This is a genomic window from Mesorhizobium sp. B3-1-9, from assembly GCF_006439595.1.
GTDB lineage: Bacteria > Pseudomonadota > Alphaproteobacteria > Rhizobiales > Rhizobiaceae > Mesorhizobium.
This window is the reverse complement of sequence record NZ_VFTJ01000009.1, coordinates 68,638-84,665: the sequence shown is the minus strand read 5'-3', so window position 1 is coordinate 84,665 and position 16,028 is coordinate 68,638. Positions and strand designations below refer to the sequence as shown.

At 64.3% G+C, this 16,028-nt stretch carries 19 protein-coding genes; 14 read left to right on the top strand and 5 right to left on the bottom strand.

Translation table 11 applies throughout. The features are described 5' to 3' along the window. Window positions 1-385: 385 nt before the first annotated feature. Window positions 386-1,450, bottom strand: a complete 1,065-nt coding sequence (locus FJW07_RS17960; protein WP_140659922.1) for a TraB/GumN family protein — start codon at window positions 1,448-1,450, stop codon at window positions 386-388. 224 nt (window positions 1,451-1,674) lie between these two features. Beyond that, a complete protein-coding gene (locus FJW07_RS17955; protein ID WP_140857939.1) occupies window positions 1,675-2,613 on the bottom strand; it encodes a tyrosine recombinase XerC in 939 nt (312 codons plus the stop codon). Window positions 2,614-2,711: 98 nt separating this feature from the next. Between FJW07_RS17955 and rimM the strand changes: the two genes are divergently transcribed. Then, window positions 2,712-3,311, top strand: a complete 600-nt coding sequence (gene rimM / locus FJW07_RS17950; RefSeq protein WP_140857937.1) for a ribosome maturation factor RimM — start codon at window positions 2,712-2,714, stop codon at window positions 3,309-3,311. Beyond that, window positions 3,308-4,009 (top strand): tRNA (guanosine(37)-N1)-methyltransferase TrmD, encoded by a 702-nt coding sequence (gene trmD, locus FJW07_RS17945; RefSeq protein WP_140857935.1) that lies wholly within the window; start codon window positions 3,308-3,310, stop codon window positions 4,007-4,009. The genes rimM and trmD overlap by 4 nt, the downstream gene beginning before the upstream one ends. Here trmD and FJW07_RS17940 read toward each other — a convergent pair. Further along, entirely contained in the window at window positions 3,991-4,743 is a 753-nt protein-coding gene (locus FJW07_RS17940; RefSeq protein ID WP_140857933.1) for a sulfite exporter TauE/SafE family protein, read from the bottom strand. The genes trmD and FJW07_RS17940 overlap by 19 nt on opposite strands. A gap of 359 nt (window positions 4,744-5,102) precedes the next feature. On the opposite strand from FJW07_RS17940, the gene rplS reads away from it, so the two are divergent. The 8 genes from rplS to leuC all read left to right on the top strand — a co-directional run bounded on the left by rplS (window position 5,103) and on the right by leuC (window position 11,548). After that, window positions 5,103-5,639 (top strand): 50S ribosomal protein L19, encoded by a 537-nt coding sequence (gene rplS, locus FJW07_RS17935; protein ID WP_140646029.1) that lies wholly within the window; start codon window positions 5,103-5,105, stop codon window positions 5,637-5,639. A gap of 155 nt (window positions 5,640-5,794) precedes the next feature. Then, window positions 5,795-6,214, top strand: coding sequence for an organic hydroperoxide resistance protein (locus FJW07_RS17930; protein ID WP_140646030.1), 420 nt, complete (start codon window positions 5,795-5,797; stop codon window positions 6,212-6,214). A 17-nt stretch (window positions 6,215-6,231) separates the two neighbouring features. Next, on the top strand, window positions 6,232-6,711 hold the full coding sequence (locus tag FJW07_RS17925) for a MarR family transcriptional regulator (RefSeq protein ID WP_246680796.1): 480 nt from the start codon (window positions 6,232-6,234) through the stop codon (window positions 6,709-6,711). 231 nt (window positions 6,712-6,942) lie between these two features. Then, on the top strand, window positions 6,943-7,740 hold the full coding sequence (locus tag FJW07_RS17920; RefSeq protein ID WP_140857929.1) for a transporter substrate-binding domain-containing protein: 798 nt from the start codon (window positions 6,943-6,945) through the stop codon (window positions 7,738-7,740). A 260-nt stretch (window positions 7,741-8,000) separates the two neighbouring features. Further along, entirely contained in the window at window positions 8,001-8,810 is an 810-nt protein-coding gene (locus tag FJW07_RS17910; protein ID WP_140646033.1) for an amino acid ABC transporter permease, read from the top strand. A 122-nt stretch (window positions 8,811-8,932) separates the two neighbouring features. Then, on the top strand, window positions 8,933-9,583 hold the full coding sequence (locus FJW07_RS17905) for a methyltransferase domain-containing protein (protein WP_140857927.1): 651 nt from the start codon (window positions 8,933-8,935) through the stop codon (window positions 9,581-9,583). Between the two features lie 363 nt (window positions 9,584-9,946). Beyond that, a complete protein-coding gene (locus FJW07_RS32295; protein WP_140659910.1) occupies window positions 9,947-10,072 on the top strand; it encodes a hypothetical protein in 126 nt (41 codons plus the stop codon). A gap of 66 nt (window positions 10,073-10,138) precedes the next feature. Then, window positions 10,139-11,548: a 3-isopropylmalate dehydratase large subunit gene (leuC, locus tag FJW07_RS17895; protein ID WP_140857925.1), complete on the top strand. Its 1,410-nt coding sequence runs from the start codon at window positions 10,139-10,141 to the stop codon at window positions 11,546-11,548. 63 nt (window positions 11,549-11,611) lie between these two features. Here the strand turns inward: leuC and FJW07_RS17890 are convergent, their stop codons facing one another. Beyond that, window positions 11,612-11,917 (bottom strand): hypothetical protein, encoded by a 306-nt coding sequence (locus tag FJW07_RS17890; RefSeq protein WP_140659908.1) that lies wholly within the window; start codon window positions 11,915-11,917, stop codon window positions 11,612-11,614. Window positions 11,918-12,077: 160 nt separating this feature from the next. On the opposite strand from FJW07_RS17890, the gene FJW07_RS17885 reads away from it, so the two are divergent. Beyond that, complete coding sequence (locus tag FJW07_RS17885) at window positions 12,078-13,274, top strand: GGDEF domain-containing protein (RefSeq protein ID WP_140857923.1); 1,197 nt, start codon at window positions 12,078-12,080, stop codon at window positions 13,272-13,274. 486 nt (window positions 13,275-13,760) lie between these two features. Here the strand turns inward: FJW07_RS17885 and FJW07_RS17880 are convergent, their stop codons facing one another. After that, window positions 13,761-14,117, bottom strand: a complete 357-nt coding sequence (locus FJW07_RS17880; protein ID WP_140857921.1) for a hypothetical protein — start codon at window positions 14,115-14,117, stop codon at window positions 13,761-13,763. Window positions 14,118-14,480: 363 nt separating this feature from the next. Here FJW07_RS17880 and FJW07_RS17875 point away from each other — a divergent pair, with 363 nt between their 5' ends. From FJW07_RS17875 to sdhD, 3 genes are all read left to right on the top strand, one after another. Next, window positions 14,481-14,981 carry a hypothetical protein gene (locus tag FJW07_RS17875; protein WP_140857919.1) on the top strand — a complete coding sequence of 167 codons (501 nt, stop codon included), beginning with the start codon at window positions 14,481-14,483 and terminating at the stop codon, window positions 14,979-14,981. 226 nt (window positions 14,982-15,207) lie between these two features. Then, complete coding sequence (gene sdhC / locus FJW07_RS17870) at window positions 15,208-15,630, top strand: succinate dehydrogenase, cytochrome b556 subunit (protein ID WP_140684948.1); 423 nt, start codon at window positions 15,208-15,210, stop codon at window positions 15,628-15,630. Next, entirely contained in the window at window positions 15,630-16,025 is a 396-nt protein-coding gene (gene sdhD, locus FJW07_RS17865; protein WP_140646043.1) for a succinate dehydrogenase, hydrophobic membrane anchor protein, read from the top strand. Before sdhC ends, sdhD begins: the two co-directional genes overlap by 1 nt. Window positions 16,026-16,028: the final 3 nt, after the last annotated feature.

The window sequence follows — 16,028 nt, the reverse complement described above, 5'->3', positions numbered from 1 at the left end:
TGGCGCGGGAGCCGGGGCAGGCGCCGGAGCTGGCTCAGGGGCTGGAGCCGGCGTTGCAGGCGCCGGAGCCGGCGTGCTGGCGGCCGGCGGCTCAGCCGGGGCCGGCGCATGCTCGCCGCCGCTTCTGCCAAAGACATAATAGGCAACAATGGCCAGGATAATAACAACTAGGGCGATCAGCCACCCGCTGCCGCCACCACCCGACTTGGGAGGCGTGCTCGAAGGGGTGAAGGGGTCGTTAGGGTTCGCCATGAAACGTGTCCTCCTTGGATGAAAGTCATCAAAATAACAGCCATCAACGCGCTGAGCCCGCATCGGGTTTCACGCGGACGGACGGAAAGCGCTGAAAAACCGGCGTTTTCAGGTCCGCCAGCCGCCAGACGACTCAGTTGACGGCGGTAACACTATACCCTGCCTTGCGAAAATCCTCGACCAGTCCTTCCGGACCGGGCAGATGCATGGCGCCGACGGCCATGAAAACGTTGCCCTTGGCCAAAATCGGCCCGGCATGCGCCGCCATCACCTTGTTGCGGCTGGTGATCATGGTCTGCTCGAAGGCGGCATAGCCGGCCTTGTCGTCCGCCGTCTCCGGCAGCACGGCCCGGAAGAGCGGCCAGAACATGCCGACCTCGCCACGCTGGTAGAGCACGATCATCGTCTCGTTGACGTCGTTCACCTTGTCGCCAAGCTTCATGGTCTCGACCAGGCTCTTCATATGGAATTCGAGCGGCAGCGAGGCCATGGCGCGCAACTGATCGACGGCAGTCTCGAGCCCTTCGATGTCTTTCCCCGAAGCCTTGGCGTCCGAGGCAAGCTTGACGTCCAGCACGGGTTCGCCGGCGCTCTGGCGCGCCACCTCGCAGGCCGGCAACGCCATCATCGCCGACAGGATCCACGGCTTCATCTTGGCGACCGTCGCCGGCGGAATGCCGCGGGCGTCGAGCCCCTTGTCCAGCGCCGCCGCATCCTGCGGCGACAACAGCGACGACAGCGTGGTGTTGTCGGTGAACATCATCAGGCCGGGTTCGCTGGCCATGGCGGCCATCATCTTGGCCTTGTCGAGCGCGTCGGTGGTCTCGATAACTATTGTGCCGGCGCCGTCATAGGCCTTCTGCGCGGCGGCCGGCAGCGTGGTGACGCGCGTATCGGTCATGTGCATGGTGCCGAACAGATAGGATGGCTTTTCGCCCGGCTTCTCCAGCTTCCAAAGCAGGCCCTTGCCGTTGGGAACGGCCGCCGCTTCGGTCTCGACCTTCTTGAACGCGGCGGGGTCGTTCTTTTCCAGAGCGGTCAAAAGATCGGTGCCGGCGCAACTTGGCGCTTCAGCATGCGCTCGGCCGGCGATCAGCAGAACGACGAGGAAAGACAGGAAAAACAGCAGGTTGAGCGCCGCAAGCAGCTTCAACGAGACAAGGGCCGCGCGGTCGGCGATGGCGATGACGCGTTTCATGGAGAAGCGTCTTAGCGCCGAAAAGCGGCAAAACGGTTAATTGGGTCGAGGAAATTGTCTTCGGTGCGGTGAGCTCTTTTGACGTTCGCTCGGGTTTTCGGAGAGAATGCTTTGGCCGCAACGCTTATCGCTTCGTCATTCCAGGGTCTGCGCGCGTCGCTTCGCTCCTTGCTCCGCCCTGGAATGACGAAGTCCGGAGGGCTTCGCGCCATCCCCCAGCGGCTTCAGGCCCTTGGATGCGCCTTCTCGTAAATATCCAGCAGCCTTGCCGTGTCGACGCCGGTATAGATCTGGGTGGTCGACAGGCTGGCGTGGCCGAGCAGTTCCTGGATCGTGCGCAGGTCGCCGCCGCGGCCAAGCAGATGGGTGGCGAAGGAATGCCGCAAGGCATGCGGCGTCGCCGTGTCGGGCAGGTTGAGCGCCGAGCGCAGCCTGGCCATCTCGCGCTGGACGATGGCCGGGTTGAGCGGGCCGCCGCGCGCGCCGCGGAACAGCAGTTCCTTGGTATCGATGTGGAAGGGACAGAGCCGGCGGTATTCGATGACCGCATTGCGGGCCACCGGCAGGACCGGCACCAGCCGCGTCTTGCCGCCCTTGCCGGTGACGCGCAGCACGGTGTCGGCTTCCGTCGCGAGATCGGCGCCGGTCAGGCCGAGCGCCTCGGAGATGCGCAGGCCGGAACCATAGAGCAGCGTCAGCACGGCGGCATTGCGGGCGGCGATCCATGGCTCGTCCGCGAGCTGGCCTTCCATCGCCACCACTTGTTTGGCGTCGCTTGCCGTCAGCGGCTTGGGCAGCGATTTCGGCTGGCGCGGCGCGCGCAGAGCAGCCGCGCCGGCGGCATTGACCAGGCCGCGCCGTTCGAGAAAGCGCAGCAGCGAGCGGATGCCGGCAAGGCCGCGGCCCAGCGTGCGCGCGCCAGCGCCTTCATTGCGGCGCTTGGCGAGGAAGCCGCGCAAATCGGCGGGGCGCAGGTCGGCGATGTCCGAGATCCCTGGAGAGCCGCCGCGATGTTCGGTCAAGAAATGCAGGAACTGGCGGGTGTCGCGCTCATAGGCCTCGACGGTCTCCGGCGACAGCCGGCGCTCATGCGCCAGCGTCTTCAGCCAGGTCTGGCGCGCCGCCTGGAGGTCGGGTTTGGCCGGGATGAGGAATTTCTGCATGGCGGCAGTTTCGGGCATGCAAGTTAGGAAGCGGTGAAGAGGCGATCATTGAAATGATGGCCTCAGGGGGGTAGAGCAGGGCAAAGGAAGCGCCGCCGATGTCGAAGCTCGAAAACCCCGTACAGATGGCCGTTATCGGCGCCGCGCACGGCATCAAGGGCGAATTGCGGGTGAAGACCTTCACCGGGGACCCGCTGGCGCTGGCCGACTACGGTCCGCTTTATGCCAAGGATGGCCGCGCCTTCCAGATCCTGGACATCAGGCCGGCCGGCACCGTCGTGGTCGTGCGCTTCAAGGGCGTCGGTGACCGCAATGCCGCCGAGGCTTTGGCCGGCACCGAGCTGTTCGTCGACCGCTCGGTGCTGCCCGACGACGGCGAGGAGGACGAGTTCTATCACGCCGATCTCATCGGTCTCGACGTCAGGGACGATACGGGCATCATCGGCAAGGTCGTCGCCGTGCATAATTTCGGTGGCGGCGACATCCTCGACGTCACGCTTGCCGGCCGCAAAGGCGTGCTGATCCCGTTCACGCAGGCCGCCGTGCCGCATGTTTCGATCGCCGACGGATTCGTGGAGGTCAACCCTCAGGCGGCGGGGCTGGTTGAAGACGAAGAAGACAGCGAAGCGCCCAGGGATGCCGGCTTCGACCCTAAGGGTCGGCCGCGCGGACCGAAGGATGCCGGAGGCAACCGTTGAGCTTTGCCGCTTCGGTGCTGACGCTCTATCCGGAGATGTTCCCGGGTGCGCTCGGCCTGTCGCTGGCCGGCCGCGCGCTGGAGGCCGACACCTGGTCGCTCGAGGCGATCCAGATCCGCGATTTCGCCACCGACAGGCACCGCACGGTCGACGACACGCCGGCCGGCGGCGGCGCCGGCATGGTGATGCGCGCCGACGTGCTGGCCAAGGCGATCGACCACGCCTCGCCGCCGGGCGATGAGCGTCCAAGGCTGCTGATGAGCCCGCGTGGAAAACCGCTGACGCAGGCGCGCGTGCGCGAACTGGCCGCCGGGCCGGGCGCCGTCATCCTGTGCGGCCGTTTCGAAGGCGTCGACCAGCGGCTGATCGAAGCGCGGGGGCTGGAGGAGGTGTCGATCGGCGATTTCATCCTGTCGGGCGGCGAGCCTGCGGCGCTCGTGCTGCTCGACGCCGTGGTGCGGCTTTTGCCCGGCGTCATGGGCAATGCGGTGTCGGGCGAGGAAGAGAGTTTCGAGAACGGCCTGCTCGAGCATCCGCATTACACGCGGCCGCAGGAATTCGAAGGCAGGCCGATCCCTGACGTGCTGATCTCCGGCAACCACAAGAAAATAGCCGAATGGCGGCGCGCCGAGGCCGAGAAGCTCACACGGGAGCGTCGGCCGGATTTGCTGGGGGCGGTTCAGCCCTTGGTGAAATAGTAAAAGGCGAGGAACAGGCCGACCGCGACGACGAAGCCGCGCACGAGGCCCTGCGGCACGCGCTTGGCGATCCAGACGCCGGCATAGCCGCCGAGCGCGCCGCCCGGGATCATGACGATCGCCTGCGGCCAGGCGACGACGCCGCCCGAAACGAAGACCAGGATGGCGATGGCCGCGATGACCACGGCCAGCATGTTCTTCAGCGCGTTGAGCCGGTGGTAATCGCCGGCCTGCGTCAGGCCGAGCGTGGCCAGCATCATCACGCCCATGCCGGCGCCGAAGAAGCCGCCATAGATCGAGGTCACGAACTGGGCGAGCGATCCGGCGAACGAGCCGACCCTGGCTTCGGCGCCGGGCTTGGGCGCCGGTTTCAGCCATGGCCCGGCGGCGAACAGCGCGGTCGCGGCGATCAGCAGCCAGGGCACCAGCGCACGGAAGGACGGGTTGGAAAGCGCAAGCAGGATGAGCGAACCGACCAGTGCGCCGAAGGCCGAGATCACGCAGAGCAGCAGCGCCTGGCGCCAGAAATGCCTGATGTCGTCGAGATAGGCCAGTGTCGAGGTGATGTAGCCGGGAAACTGCGTCACCGAGGAGGTGGCGTTGGCGACGATCGGCGGTACGCCGACCAGCGTCATGGCGCCGAAGGTAACGAAGGTGCCGCCGCCAGCGACGGCGTTGACCGCACCGGAGACAAAACCCGAGAGAAAGAGCAAGGCGGCATCGAAAAAAGTCATTTTCCCCGCTTAGGAAGCTTGCAAACCGCGCGCAACCCGGCACGGCCGCAGTAATGTGGGGCCATGGGGGCAAAAAATATGCCTCAAGGTCCTTTTTTGATGCATGTGGCCGTGCCAGAACCGCTCACACTTCCAGGCGACATGCATTAGGGCGTGACAAAGCGGCAAAATGCCTGTATGTGCCCGCCCGAACCGGAAGAACGATCTTTCGGACCCGTCAACAAGTGCGGTGTAGCCGTCCCTGCCCGATGTTCCCCGATACAATTTGGGGACTGGGGGCATAGCCGAGCGGTCATTGGAACTGCAAGGCGAGCGTTGGACGCTCTGACTGTCGGAAGAACAAGAAGTGGATATTTGAGATGGATCTCATCCGTCAGCTCGAGGCCGAACAGGCCGCCAAGATCGAAGCCAAGCGCAAGCTGCCAGAATTCCAGCCGGGCGACACCGTGCGCGTCCAGGTGCGCGTCACCGAAGGCACCCGCACCCGCGTCCAGGCCTATGAGGGCGTCGTCATCGCCCGCGCCGGCTCGGGCTTCCAGGAGAATTTCACCGTACGCAAGATTTCCTACGGCGAAGGCGTCGAGCGCGTTTTCCCGGTCTACTCGCCGATGGTCGAGGGCGTCGAGATCGTGCGCCGCGGCAAGGTTCGCCGCGCCAAGCTCTATTACCTGCGCGACCGTCGCGGCAAGTCGGCTCGCATTTCGGAAAACACCGGCGTGCGCGCCCGCAAGCTGAACGACGAAGAGCGTGATGCTTTGGCCGCCGAGCGCGCCCGCATCGAGGCCGAGAAGGTCGCGGCCGCCCAGGCGCTGGCCGCCGAGACGGCCGCCAAGGAAGCCGCCGAGAAGAAGGCCGCCGCTGAGGCTGCTTCGGCCGAGGCCGCCTCCGCCGAATAAGGTTTCGTCGAAACAGGTTTGGAAAGGCGGCTTCGGCCGCCTTTTTCATTTTCACCGAGCCGTGATCGCCAGCCGCAGGAAAGTCGCCTCGCCATCGTTGACAACAAATTATCTTGTACACTAAATAATCGCATACAAATCAAATGGAGACAAAAATGTCGGCACTTTACAGCACCCAGGCTCACGTCACCGGCGGCCGCAACGGTCACGGCGAGACGAGCGACGGCCTGCTCAAGGTCGATCTGGCGATGCCGAACGAACTCGGCGGCAAGGGCGGCGCCACCAATCCCGAACAGCTTTTCGCCGTCGGCTATGCCGCCTGCTTCGAGAGCGCGGTGCGCTTCGTCGCACGCCAGCAGAACCTGCCGCTTGAGGACGCTTCGGTCACCTCCACGGTGAGCCTCTATCCGAACGACCAGGGCGGCTTCAGGCTCGGCGTTTCACTGGCGGCCGAGATCAAGGGACTTGATCAGGCGGGCGCAGAGGCGCTTGTATCCGAAGCGCACAAGATCTGCCCCTATTCCAATGCCATCCGGGGCAATATCGACGTGGCGCTCTCGGCAAAGGCTGCATGACGACGAAAACCGAAATCATGACAAAGCAAGCTCCGGCGCAGGGCGTCGGGGCGCTCGAGGTGCCGCGCCTCGACCAGCAGCTCTGCTTCGCGCTCTATTCGGCAAGCGGGCTGATGACGAAGCTTTACCGGCCGCTGCTCGATCCGCTCGGCCTCACCTATCCGCAATATCTGGCGATGCTGGCCCTGTGGCGGCATTCGCCGAGCACGATCGGCGAGCTCGGCGCAGCACTTGGCCTCGATTCGGCGACGCTGACGCCGTTGATCAAGCGGATGGAAGCCGGCGGCCTCGTCACCCGCCAGCGCGATAGCGCCGACGAACGCCGGGTTCTGGTCGAGCCGACAGCGAAGGGTCAGGCGCTGCGGGCGAAGATGAAGGACGTGCAGGAGGGACTGAGCTGCGGTATGCCGCTAGAGCGAGCCGAACTCAAAGCCCTGCACGGCACGCTGACGCGACTGGTCGCCGGATTACGCGAAGCCACGGCCGATCAGGACTGATCGCCGCTAAGGCTGTCCTCGAAACCATCCCCGAAGAGCATCGGATTGCGTGTTGGCCGGCCTGCGTCAGCGCGGACCGGCTTGCAAGGCGCATGCGGCTCTATCTCTTTGTTTTTACGCAATTCCGAACGGAAAACCGCTTCACACTTTTCCTGGAATTGCTCTAAAGTCGGCACCGGATTTTTCCTGGCCGCGAGATTGCAGCGCGGCCTGCACCCTCGGAGATTTGTCATGACCAAGTCGAAACTGCTGCTGGCCGCCATGGTGGCCTGGCTTCTCGCGCCTGTCGCGGCGCTCGCCGACAATCTGCCCGATCTCGGCGGCAAAAAAGTCGTGGTGGTGACGGAAAACGCCTATCCGCCGCTGCAGTTCATCGACAAGAAGACCGGCAAGCAAATCGGCTGGGAATATGACGCGATGGACGAGATCGCCAAGCGGCTGAACTTCAAGGTCGAGTATCAGAACACCTCCTGGGACGCGATGATCCAGGCTGTTTCCGACAACCAGTACAACATCGGCATGACCGGCATCACCATCAAGGACGACCGCAAGGAGAAGGTCGACTTTTCCGACCCCTATATGCGTTCGGAGCAATTCATGCTGGTGCGCGGCGATGAAAGCCGCTTCACCGACGCCAAGACCTTCGGCGCCTTCAAGGACGGGCTGATCGGCGCCCAGCCGGGCACCACGCCTTTCTACACCGCCGTCTACAGCGTGCTCGACGGCAACGAGCAGAACCCGCGCATAAAGCTGTTTGAGACCTTCGGCGCGACCGTGCAGGCGCTGAAGACGGGCGACGTCGACGTCGTGCTCACCGACGGCACCGCCGGCCAGGGCTATGTCGATGCCTCCGAAGGCAAGCTGAAGCTGATCGGCGGGCCGCTCGGCACCGAGGATTTCGGCTTCATCTTCGCGAAGGGCTCGGACCTGGTGAAGCCTGTCAATGCCGCGATCGCCGCGCTCAAGGCGGACGGCACGTTCGACAAGCTCAACAAGAAATGGTTCCTCGATTACAAGATGGGGCAGTAGGCGCTGTTGTCGCGACGGCCGGCAAAGCTGCCAATCTCCCCCCTTGCGGGGGAGATGCCCGGCAGGGCAGAGGGGGGTGTGCAGGATCGCGACATTTCCGTTCTAAGCTTCTGCGAAGAGAATCCGGTCAGAGGCGGTGATCGCAACCAGTTGATAGGCCGGCGGGACAGCACCCCCCTCTGTCCTACCGGACATCTCCCCCACAAGGGGGGAGATCGGCAGCTCTTGCGAAGGCATCTATTCACCAGCGTTGGGAACTGATGCCACCCACATCATCCGCCAAATCCGAATTCCCCTGGTGGCTGGCCGCCGCCCTCGCCCTTGCTTTGGCCGCCGCCCTTGCCATTGCCTCCAGCGACCTCTATGCGCAAGTCTTCGCCACCGTCGCCAAGGGCATCGGCGTCACCATCTTCGTTACCGCGGTCGCATTCGCGCTGGCCTCCGCGCTTGGACTTGGCATTGCGTTAATGGCGCTGTCGGGGTCGCAATGGCTGCGGCAGATCGCGCGCTTCTATGTCGAGATCATCCGCGGCGTGCCGATCCTGGTGCTGTTGTTCTGGATCGCCTTTGCCGGCGCGCCGGCCTTGGTCGCCGCCTGGAATGCGCTGACTGCGCCGCTGCAGAGCGCCGGCCTGATCGGCGAACTGCTGGTGCGCGACGTGTCGCTGCTCTGGCGCGCCATCATGGCTTTGACCATCGGCTACTCGGCCTTCATCTCGGAAGTGTTCCGCGCTGGCATCCAGTCGGTCGAGAAGGGACAGATCGAAGCCGCGAAGGCGCTTGGGCTCAGCCGGGCGCAGCGCTTCCGGCTGATCGTGTTCCCGCAGGCGATCCGCATGATCCTGCCGCCGCTCGGCAACGATTTCGTCGCCATGGTCAAGGATTCCTCGCTGGTCTCGGTGCTCGGCGTCGCCGACATTACCCAGATCGGCAAGGTCTATGCCGCGGGCTCGTTCCGCTTCTTCGAGACCTATTCGATCGTCGCCTATATCTACCTCATCCTGACCGTCGGCCTGTCGCTGGCGCTGCGGACGCTGGAACAGCGGCTGCGCCGGCAGCATCAGGAATAGCGGGGGCACCAAAGTCGGCGCTACCTCTTTGTTTCCGACGCAATTCCGGACGGAAAACCGGTTCCCACTTTTCCTGGAATTGCTCTACCTTGGTCACATGCATCCGGCGGAGGAGACGTCCCATGAATTTCGACAAGGCCAATGCGGCGCTGGACTCCGTCTATTCGGCCGACTCGCCGGAAGGACTCGCAAAGGCCTATGCCGACTGGGCTGCGACCTATGACAGCGAGACCGCCTCGCTCGGCTATCTCCTGCCTTTCCTGATCACCGCCTGGGTGGCGCGGCACGTGCCGGCGGGCGAAGGTCCGCTGCTCGACGCCGGCTGCGGCACGGGCCTGTCGGGGCCGTCGCTCAACGCTCTGGGCTATGGCGACATCGCCGGCCTCGACCTCTCCGACGACATGCTGAAGATCGCCGGCAGCCGCCAGGCCAACGGCAAGCCGGCCTATGGCGAGCTGAAGAAGGCGATGCTCGGCGGTCCGCTGCCTTGGCCCGACCGGCATTTCCGCGCCTTCTTCTCGACCGGCGTCTTCACCATCGGTCATGCCCCTGCCTCCGGCCTGCACGAACTGGTGCGCATCACCAAAAGCGGCGGCCACGCCATCTTCACCGTGCGCGACCAGGTTTTCGAGAGCGGCGGTTTTCAAACGGTGTTCGACGAGCTGACCCAGGCGAAGAGATGGCGGCTCGTAGAGCAAAGCCCGTGGTTCCGCTGCTACGCGATCGGCGACCCGGAAGCGCTGGTGAAGACATTCGTGTTCGAGGTGGTTTGAGCCGTGAGCTCGCCGATCTTGGCTCCCTTCCTCTCCCTCCGGAGGGGGAGAGGTGGCGCTGCGAAGCAGCGACGGAGCGGGGGACGGCGGTGCTCAAATGCGCCGTCGCTAATAACTCGCCACCGGCCACTATAAAGCCGAGGCATTGCTCGGTTTGAAATAACAATGGCCGAGCCAAGTCGACCCCCACTCCGTTTAGCTTCGCTCGCCACCTCTCCCCCGATCGGCGGGGGAGAGGAAGGGCGCGCGCTCGCCGACCTTGGCGCTCTGCCTTTGCCCTCCGAAGGTGTGGGAATGTGAGGGCGAGGAACCAGGCCCCGCGCGCAATTGCCGAAAAGCCAAAACATTGCTATCTACGCCGCCATGGAAAAGCTTTTCAGCGATCCGGCCTACAAGGGCTTCGTGCTGCAGGACAGAAAGCGCCTGCCGTCGCGATTTGCCGCGCGGGTCTGCGGCGCGCTCACCTGCCGACTTCGCCGGGCCGACTGATCGAAGTCGCTTGCCGGCCGAAGCCACGCCAGCTTTTCCTATTCTCATATCGACGGATTTACGCACATGAGCGCACCGCGCACCCTCTACGACAAGATCTTCGACGACCACACGGTCGACCGCCAGGACGACGGCACCTGCCTGCTCTATATCGACCGCCACCTCGTCCACGAAGTCACCAGCCCACAGGCCTTCGAAGGCCTGCGCATGAGCGGCCGCAAGGTCCGCCATCCGGAAAAGACGCTGGCCGTGGTCGACCATAACGTGCCGACCTCGCCCGAGCGCAAGTTCGGCATCAAGAACGAGGAAAGCCGCATCCAGGTCGAGGCGCTGGCCAAGAACGCCAAGGATTTCGGCATCGAATATTATTCCGAGAACGATATCCGCCAGGGCATCGTCCACATCATCGGGCCGGAACAGGGTTTTACCCTGCCGGGCATGACCATCGTCTGCGGCGATAGCCACACTTCGACCCATGGCGCTTTCGGCGCGCTGGCGCATGGCATCGGCACGTCGGAAGTCGAGCATGTGCTGGCCACCCAGACGCTGATCCAGCGCAAGGCCCGGAATATGCTGGTGCGCGTCGACGGCCAGTTGCCGGAAGGCGTCACCGCCAAGGACATCATCCTCGCCATCATCGGCGAGATCGGCACCGCCGGCGGCACCGGCTACGTCATCGAATATGCGGGCGAAGCGATCCGTTCGCTGTCGATGGAAGGCCGCATGACGATCTGCAACATGTCGATCGAGGGCGGCGCGCGGGCAGGCCTGATCGCGCCGGACGAGACGACCTTTGCCTATGTGAAGGACAAGCCGCGCGCGCCGAAGGGCGCTGCCTGGGATGCCGCGCTCGCCTATTGGAAGACGCTGCAGTCCGACGAAGGCGCGCATTTCGACAAGGTCGTGGTGCTCGACGCGCAGAAACTGCCGCCGATCGTCTCCTGGGGCTCCTCGCCCGAGGACGTCGTCTCGGTGCAGGGCATCGTGCCCAATCCGCAAGAGATCGCGGACGAGAACAAGCGCACGTCGAAGATCCGCGCGCTCGACTATATGGGGCTGACGCCGGGGACCAAGATCACCGACATAGCGCTCGACCGCGTCTTCATCGGCTCCTGCACCAACGGCCGCATCGAAGACCTGCGCGCCGCCGCCAAGGTGGTCGAGGGCAAGAAGGTCAATCCGCGCGTCAACGCCATGATCGTGCCCGGCTCCGGCCTGGTCAAGGAACAAGCGGAGGCCGAAGGCCTCGACAAGATCTTCGTTGCCGCCGGCTTCGATTGGCGCGAACCGGGCTGCTCGATGTGCCTGGCCATGAACGATGATCGGCTGAAGCCGCATGAACGCTGCGCCTCGACCTCGAACCGCAATTTCGAGGGCCGGCAGGGCTTCAAGGGCCGCACCCACCTGGTGTCGCCGGCCATGGCGGCGGCCGCCGCGATCGCCGGCCACTTTGTCGACATCCGCGACTGGAAGTAACAGCCGGCTGCGTCTCTCAACAAAGGCCCGGACAGGACGTCCGGGCCTTTTGCTTTCAGCGCTCTATCTGCGAATGATCTCGTGAAACTCCTCGCGCCGGCCGGGCTCGTCGGCGGCGACGACCAAGGCCAACTGCCGCTCGTCGAAAATCCTGAACCACTCGTCCCACTCCACGAGCTCGTAGCCGCCGCTGTTGATCGAACGCTCCGGGCGGTCGGTGTCTTCATACGCCTGCTGCCCAAAAACCAGCCGCAGCATGGGCTGCGTTCCCGCCTCGGGCGAGATGTCGACAATGGCCGGGAAGCCGGCGCGCGCCGCCGCCCAGGAGCGGATTTCATCGTGGTTCGTCAAAGTGATCGTGCCGGCCATCTCGATCGTCTCCCGTCTGGCGTCTCCTGTCTGGCCGGACAACGCCGCTCCGGCAGGCCGGTTCCGTGTGGCATGCGATGTGCTCGTCGGGGGCTTAACCGCTTGTTTGGGCTTAGGTCCTAGTATTCCCCCTGGGTAAGTTGGGGAAAGTCGCAGTCCTTTGGACACCGGTCTGCTCATAGCGCTGCTCAATCCGACGATAGCGCTGGCGCTTGGCGCCGCGTTCCTCGTGCTGTTTTCCTATCAGCGCCATCGCCCGTATCTGGCTGCGCTCGGCGCGAGCTACTGCCTGTCGGCGCCGGGTTTCCTGCTGCAGTATTTCACGCTTCCGATCGGCGTGGCGCTGACCAAGCTGGCTTCCAATAGCTGCTTCACGATTGCGGCCTGCTGTCTCTCCAGCGCGATCGTCGCGCGCTATGGGCGGCGCGTGCCCTATGTCGGCATCGGTATCGTGACCGGAGGCGGGCTCGCCGCTTTCATCTGGTTCATGTTCGTCGAGCCGGACCTCACCTGGCGCGTGCTCGTCATGAATTTCGGCTTTGGCGCGCTCAGCCTGCTGGTCGCCGCGGAACTGAGAACGGTGCGCAACAACGGTCCGACCGAGAAAATCCTGTTCGCGCTGTCGCTGCTTTCCGGGCTGAACTTCATCGCCCGCACGCTGATCGTCGTCATCGCGCATGGACCGTTCCCCGGCTATGACGGCTTCTACGGATCGTCCTACTGGACGACGGCGCTGCTTTCGCACGCGCTGTTGTCGCTGCTGATCGCGCTTAGCCTGTTCACGGCCGCGGCGCTCGATGTGATGCGGGCGCTGAAGGCCGAGACCCATACCGATCCGCTCTCGGGCATCCTCAACCGCCGCGGCTTCGAGGAGCGGGCAACCGTGTTGCTCGACCAGTGCGGCAAGGCGGGGTTTCCCGTCGCCCTGGTGCTTGCCGATCTCGATCATTTCAAGGCGCTGAACGACCAACATGGGCATGAGGCCGGCGACCGGGTGATCGCCGACTTCGCTGCCAAGCTGCGCTCCGCCACCGGCGCGCGCGGGGCCGCCGGCCGCATCGGCGGCGAAGAGTTCGCCGTGCTTCTGCCGCTCAGCGACCTGGGGGCGGCAAGGCTCTTCGCCGAAGCGATCCGCGCTTTCTATTCGGCCGGCGCGATCGACGGGCTGCCGCCCGACACCAGGGTCACGGCCAGCTTCGGCGTTGCCGCGCGAAGCGGCAGGGAAGGCCTGGCGCCGCTGATGCGGCGCGCCGACGAAGCGCTCTACAAGGCCAAGAAGAACGGCCGCGACAGCGTGCGGCTTTCCTATGAGAGACCTGAAACCGCCTTCGCTGCCGAGCCGCTCGCCGTCGGCTGATACATACAGGCCCGGCGCAACCCCCCTGCTTAGTCCAGAAGGCGATCGCAACGTTCGCGATTGCCCGAAGCTCCTGCAACTTCGTCATCCTCGGGCTTGACCCCGAGGATCATACCGTTACCTCTGGCGTAGAATACTGCAGTGCAAATCCTATAATTGCCGCAACGCCTTAACGGAACCGCATGGATTCTAGGGTCTGCGCGCGTCGCTCCGCTCCTTGCTTCGCCCTAGAATGACGAGCGCGTGGGCGTTTGCAGCTAATCGCAGAGACCTGTAGCCTGCGGTCATGCCTTGGCATTAACGTGTTCTTCGCCCGTCGATGCTTTTCTGTCCGGAACGTCCGACGAAGGCAGATATAGGCAGCACCGACTTCAGCCTGATGATCAACCTGCTCGTCGCCGGGCTGCCGGCGGCGGCATTCATGGCGGTTGTCGTCTATGACACCGGACGCGTGTCAGGCGCGGCGGCGCCAGGCGCCGACGAGCTTCAACGGCAAGGGCTGAGATTGGGCATCTCGCCGTCGGAAAGCCCGTACATATAGGAGCGGCCCTTCACCAGCACTGGCGGCTGGTAGCAGCCGGGCGCGCCGGGTTCGTCCGCATCGTCATAGACGACATCCGGCAGGCCGGCGCTGGTGAATTCGGAAAGCTTCTTCGCAAGCTTGCCCTCGCCGACGACGATGCGCTTGTAGCCGGCTGCGCTGTCGATGACGAGATTGCCGAAGGAATCGGCATAGACGCGGTCGTGATGGCGCAAGCCGGCTTCGGCCGGCGCGGCGATTGCCATGACAAAGCCCGCCAGCGCCGCGGCCGCGAGGCTTGCCCGCACTGAATTCGAACGCATGTCGCTCTCCCTTGATCGGCGCGACAGATCGCGCCTGGAATCCGGTTCGAATCGGAAATTAACTCTTTCTTAACCTTTGTTAAGAGGCGGGAGGCCTTCGGCGCCGGTTCTTAGGGAACATGGTTAATTTCGAGGGCCGGCTTGCCAGGCAACAGGGCGGTCGCAGTGCCGATCTGACTTCAGGTCACCTTGATCTTGCAACGTCGCGTGGCTACAGCGGTCCACCGTTTCACAGTAACGGCAAGCGGCTATCTCTTTGTTTCGACGCAATTCCGGACGGAAGGCCACGGCGAAGACGCCGAACCCAACCGTTCACACTTTTCCCGGAATTGCTGTAGGGTGCCGCGCACGAAAGGGCAGCGTATGAGCTTTGGCCACACGGTTCGGGTCTCGATCATCATCCCGCTGCTTCTCGCGGCCGCGGCCTGCGTGCCGCAGGACGGCGCGCCCAAGTCGGCCGATGCCGCACCGCTGCCGGCTTCGCCTGCGCCGAACCAGCAGCCCGCCGCGCCAGCGGCGACGTCGATACCTGCGACGCCCCCAGTACCTGCGGCAGTGTCGGTCCCGACAGCGGCCAAGACGCCCGCACCACCAACCAAGATCGTCACCGACCTTACGACGCCGCGGTCCGGCATCGGCACGGCCAGCTACAGATGCGGCAATGGCGGCTTGATCACCATCCAGAATCTGGGCAGCGCGTTGCGCGTCATGCGGCCCGATGGCTCGGCCGAGGAGTTCGCCGCCTCGCCCGCCAACCAGAGCAGCCGCTACCAGGAAGCGGCGACGCATGACGCAATCGTGATCGACGGACGCGAGGCGCTGGTGATGAAGAGGGGATCCACCCCGCAGACTTGCAGAAGATAGCGCAGTTTGTTGCACTGCAGCGAACGCTGCGCCGGCTTCTAAACAGCCGCTAATCGATTGAAGCGCGCGGCCTCCAATTTGTCAGACTAAATGATGTTTCCAAAACGTTTTTCCGGCTTTGACGCGGTGCAAAAAGAGCATTAGAAACCGGCTGTCCGAAGCCATATATGAGGGCGGCAAACGCCGCATTCCCATCGCGGCTCCAGGATGCCGATCTGGGGGAGCCATGAGCAAATCACCAGCCACCCGCGCAGTTGCCAGACGTGAACGGCCGCTCTCGCCGCATCTGACGGTCTACCGGCCGCCGATCACGATGACGATGTCGATCATCCATCGCATCACCGGCGGCGCGCTCTATTTCGGGACGCTGCTGGTGGCGGCGTGGCTGATCGCAGCTTCGAGCTCGCAGGCCGCCTTCGACTGGGTCAACTGGGCCTTCGGCTCCTGGCTCGGCCGGCTGGTTCTGTTCGGCTACACCTGGGCGCTGATGCACCACATGCTGGGCGGGCTGCGCCACCTTGTCTGGGACACCGGCGCGGGACTGGAAAAACACACCGCGTCGAGGATCGCCTGGGCGACGCTCGCCGGCTCGATCGTGCTCACGCTGCTGATCTGGATCGCCGGCTACATGGCGCGGGGAGCTTTCTGATGAGCGCGAACAATTCAGACATGCGCACGCCGCTGGCGAGAGTCCGCGGCCTCGGTTCGGCCCGCGAAGGCACCGGGCATTTCTGGCGGCAGCGGCTGACCGCCATCGCCAACATTCCTTTGATCCTGTTCTTCGTCGGCTTCCTGATCGCGATCAACGGCCATGACTACGCGGATGTGCGGGCGGCGCTTGCGAACCCGTTCGTGGTGGTCATGCTCGGGCTGGTGCTGATCTCGCCGCTTTACCACATGCGCATCGGCATGCAGGTGATCATCGAGGATTACGTGCATGGCGAAGGCCTGAGGTTGGCGCTGATCGCGCTCAACACCTTCTTCTGCGTGGCAGTCGGCGTCGCTTCGCTGTTTGCCCTGCTCAAACTCGCATTCGGAGGCTGACGT